Annotated in this window: 1 protein-coding gene and 1 pseudogene; one reads left to right on the forward strand and one right to left on the reverse strand. The window is 73.3% G+C overall.

Annotation, left to right across the window (positions count from 1 at the left end; translation table 11 throughout):
• A pseudogene (locus ACXJKL_RS16965) lies at positions 1–1,251 on the reverse strand (helix-turn-helix transcriptional regulator); the annotation flags it as partial.
• A 142-nt stretch (positions 1,252–1,393) separates the two neighbouring features.
• Between ACXJKL_RS16965 and ACXJKL_RS16970 the strand changes: the two are divergent.
• A complete protein-coding gene (locus tag ACXJKL_RS16970; protein ID WP_457208195.1) occupies positions 1,394–3,562 on the forward strand; it encodes an MMPL family transporter in 2,169 nt (722 codons plus the stop codon).
• Positions 3,563–3,671: the final 109 nt, after the last annotated feature.

Below are 3,671 nucleotides of genomic sequence, written 5' to 3' on the forward strand. Positions count from 1 at the left end.
GGCCAGGACCGGACGGTTGCGCAGCACCGTGGCCGGCAGGTCGTCGACCCAGCCCCGGATGACGACCTCCCGCCGCTCCCGGGCCAGCTCCGGGACGGCCAGCTCGACCAGGTCGGCCGCCCGGTCCACGTCCCCCGCCGCGAGGGCGTGACGCACCGCCGGGACGGGCCGTCCGGCCGCGTCGTACCAGTCGCTCGCCCGGCGGTGCAGCCCGGCGACGCGCCCGGGATGCTCGACGAGCAGGTGGGCGCGCAGGACGTCGGCGAAGAGGTGGTGGTAGCGGTACCACTGGCGCCGGTCGTCGAGGGGCACCACGAAGAGGTTGCGTCGTTCGAGCAGGTCGAGCACCTGCGCGCTCCCGGTGGTCCCGGTGACGGCGTCGCAGAGCGGTCCGGTGAGCTGCTCGAGGATCGCGGTGTCCAGGAGGAACCCGCGGACGTCGGCGGACTGGCGGTCGAGGACCTCCTCGACGAGGTAGTCGACGACGTACCGGTCGTCCCCCGCGAAGCCGGCGATGAACGACGACGCGTCGTCACGGCCCCGCAGCGAGAGCGCGGCGAGCTGGAGCGAGGCGATCCAGCCCTCGGTACGGGCCCCGAGCGCGGCGACGTCGGCCGCGTCCAGGTCGAGACCGGTGGCCGTGGCCAGGTAGCGGGCCGTCTCGTCCTCGGTGAACCGGAGGTCGGCCGCGCGGACCTCGGTCAGCTCCCCCCGGGAACGCAACCGGGCCAGGGGCAGCGCCGGGTCCGCGCGGGTGCCGATGACCAGGCTCACCTGCGGCGGGAGCCGCTCGAGCAGCAGCGCCATGCCGGGCTGCACGGCGGGTGCCTCGGCGAGGTGGTAGTCGTCGAGGACGAGGGTCAGGTCGCCGGGAAGGACGCTCAGCTCGTTGAGGACGGCGGTCAGCACGGTCTCGATCGGCTGCCCGGACTCGAGCAGCGCCAGACCGGCGCCGGCGGAGCCGGGCGCGGCGCGTTCGAGCGCCGTCAGCACGTAGCTCCAGAAGACCTCGGCCCGGGAGTCGGACCCGTCCAGGGACACCCAGGCGATTCGTGGCGGGGACCCCGCGCCGGCGGCCTGCCTCGCCAGCCAGGTCGCCAGCAGGGTCGTCTTCCCGAATCCGGCCGGCGCCGACACCAGCGTCAACCGGGTCCGGCCCGCGAGGGCGCCCTGCTCCAGCCGGGGACGGGCCACGAGGTCGGGGCGAGCCTGCGGGAGGAAGAACTTGGTCTCGACGAGGGCGACGGCCACGGGCCCATCATCCTCCCGCTCACCACGTGTGGTGACGACCGCTCACCACATCGCTGCCTAGCTTCACGACTCCAGGGCCCACCACCGGGACCCCACTCCCGAGAGGCAGACCACCATGAACAGGTTCACCCGAGCTGTCGCCATGGCGAGCGCGAGGCACCCATGGCGCACCATGACCGGCTGGATGCTCGTCCTCGCCACCGTCCTGCTCCTCGCCGCCACCGGCGGGGGCACCTTCGTCGACGACTTCTCCGCGCGGGGCAGCGAGAGCGAGCGCGCCTCGGCGCTGCTCGCCGACGAGTTCCCCGACGCGGCGCTGGGCTCCGCGCTCGTCGTCCTCGCTGCCGACGAGGGCGCCACCCTCGAGTCCCAGCGTGCCGGCGTCGACTCGGTGCTGGCCGACGTCTCCGGGCTCGACCACGTCGCCACGGTGACCGACCCGTTCACGACGGGCACCGTGTCGCCCGACGGGCGCATCGGGTATGCCCGCATCACCCTCGACGTGCCCGAGCGGGAGATGGGCAAGCCGGCGTTCACCAGCCTGGCCGACTCCGTCTCGGCCATGGGCGAGCCGGGCGTCCGGGTCGAGCTCGGCGGCGACGCCGTCTTCCTCAACGCCGCGGCCAACAGCTCGGGGCACGTCGGGATCGGCCYCCTGGTCGCCCTCATGGTGCTGCTCCTGGTCTTCGGGACCTTCGTGGCGGCCGTCCTGCCGATCGGGATCGCCCTCATCGCCGTCGGCGCCGGCGTCGGGGGCATCGGCATCCTGGCCGCCGTCATCGACGTGTCACCGTCGGCCATCCCCGTCGCCGGGCTGGTCGGCCTCGGCGTGGGCATCGACTACGCCCTGTTCGTCGTGTCCCGGTACCGCGAGAGCCGGGCCACGGGAGTCGACAACCAGCGCGCCCTCGCCCATGCCATGGGCACCTCCGGCACGGCGGTCGTGTTCGCCGGGGGCACCGTCGTCATCGCCACGGCCTCGCTGGCCACCATCGGGCTCGGCGTGCTGACCTCGATCGGGCTGGCCACCTCCCTCATGGTGCTCCTCGCCGTGGCCGCCGCCATCACCCTCCTCCCCGCCTTCCTGGCCCTGCTGGGCGACCGCATCGACAAGGGCCGCATCGGGCGTCGCCGCGCCTCCGCCACGTCCGCCGAGGACACCGCATGGTGGCGCTTCGGCCACCGGGTCTCGGCTCGCCCCTGGCCCTACCTGCTGGCCTCCACCGCAGCCCTGCTGGCGATCGCGGCCCCCGCGTTCTGGATGCAGACCGGCTTCCCCGCGGCCGGCGACGCCCCCGCCGAGACGACCCATCGACAGGCGTACGACCTCCTGGCGGAGGGCTTCGGCATCGGGGTCAACGCACCGCTCATGGTCATCACCGACCTCGGCGAGAGCGGTGCCGGGGCGGCCGACCTCCCCGCGGTGGCCGCGGAGATCGCCGCCGTCCCCGGGATCGCCTCGGTCGGCGGGCCGCTCGTCTCCCCACGGGGCGACACCGTGGTCCTGACCGCGACCCCGACCACCGGTCCTGCCGACGCCGACACCTCGGCGACGATCCAGCGTGTCCGCGACGTCGTCCCGGACAACGTCTACGTCTCGGGGATCACGGCCACGACCGACGACCTCAACGACCAGCTCAACGCCAAGCTACCRATCTTCATCGGCACGGTGATCGGGGTGTCGTTCCTGCTCCTGATGCTGGTCTTCCGCTCGATCGCGGTGCCCCTCAAGGCGGCCGTGATGAACCTGCTGTCCATCGCCGGGGCGTACGGCGTCCTGGTCGCGGTCTTCCAGTGGGGCTGGGGCGCCGAGCTCCTGGGCCTGGCCGGGCCGACGCCGATCACCTCGGTCATCGTGGTGATCATGTTCCCGATCCTGTTCGGGCTCTCCATGGACTACGAGGTGTTCCTGCTCTCCCGGATCCGCGAGGAGTACGACCGCACCGGCGACAACGCCGAGTCGGTCGCCCGCGGGCTCGCCGGCACCGGACGGGTGATCACGTCCGCCGCCCTCATCATGGTCGCGGTCTTCCTCAGCTTCGTCGCCAGCCCGGTGCCGTCGCTGAAGATGCTCGGCCTGGGGCTGGCCACCGCGATCCTCATCGACGCCACCGTGGTCCGCATGGTCCTGGTGCCGGCGACCATGTCCCTGCTGGGCAGGGCCAACTGGTGGCTGCCGGCGTGGCTGGACCGGGTCCTGCCCGTCATCGCCCTGGAGGGCGGCGTCGAGCCGCACGCCCTGCCCCGGCCGGCGGCGTACGACGAGGAGACCACCGCCGCGGAAGCACGGGTCCGGGCCTCGTCCCGGTAGATTCGATCGGTGCCCGACAATCGCCCCCGCCGTACGTTCGCCGTCATCAGCCACCCCGACGCGGGCAAGTCGACCCTCACCGAGGCGCTCGCCCTGCACGCGCGGGTGA

The organism is Nocardioides sp. P5_C9_2 (assembly GCF_054049555.1).